General features: G+C 53.5%; 1 protein-coding gene. It reads left to right on the top strand.

Features of this window, described 5'->3' with window-relative positions; all coding sequences use genetic code 11:
• The first annotated feature begins 12 nt into the window (after window positions 1-12).
• Window positions 13-372 (top strand): transposase, encoded by a 360-nt coding sequence (locus tag ABI582_RS28710; RefSeq protein ID WP_442120997.1) that lies wholly within the window; start codon window positions 13-15, stop codon window positions 370-372.
• The last annotated feature ends 11 nt before the right edge of the window (window positions 373-383 follow it).

The raw sequence follows: 383 nt of genomic DNA, 5'->3' as shown, positions 1-383 counted from the left end.
TGAACTGGCCTAATGATTTTGGACACCTTCTTAGGGCGCTATTATGGCGCCCAATTGGAGGCAAAATCAGTGCGAAAGTCCTACTCGAAAGAACACAAAGTTAAAGCTGCTGAGATGGTGTTGGACGGCGGCCAGTCGGTTCCTGAGGTGTGCCAAATCCTCGGAATAGGTCGTACAGCTCTCCGCCGCTGGGTTGAGCAGGTACGGCAGGAAAGAGAGGGGAAAGTCCCCGCTGGGGCCAAGGCTATTACCCCGGATCAACGACGCATTGAGGAGCTGGAAGCTCTGGTTCGTCAGAAGGATCGGGATCTCGAAATCCTAAAAAAGGCCAGTGCTCTCCTGCTTCGGGACTCCAAAGATCGTTCTTGCTGATCAACGAGCTG

The organism is Pseudomonas sp. SAS7, from assembly GCF_052112345.1.
Lineage (GTDB): Bacteria > Pseudomonadota > Gammaproteobacteria > Pseudomonadales > Pseudomonadaceae > Aquipseudomonas > Aquipseudomonas putida_Q.
The sequence above is the reverse complement of the archived record's forward strand: the minus strand, read 5'-3'. Positions and strand labels throughout refer to the sequence as shown.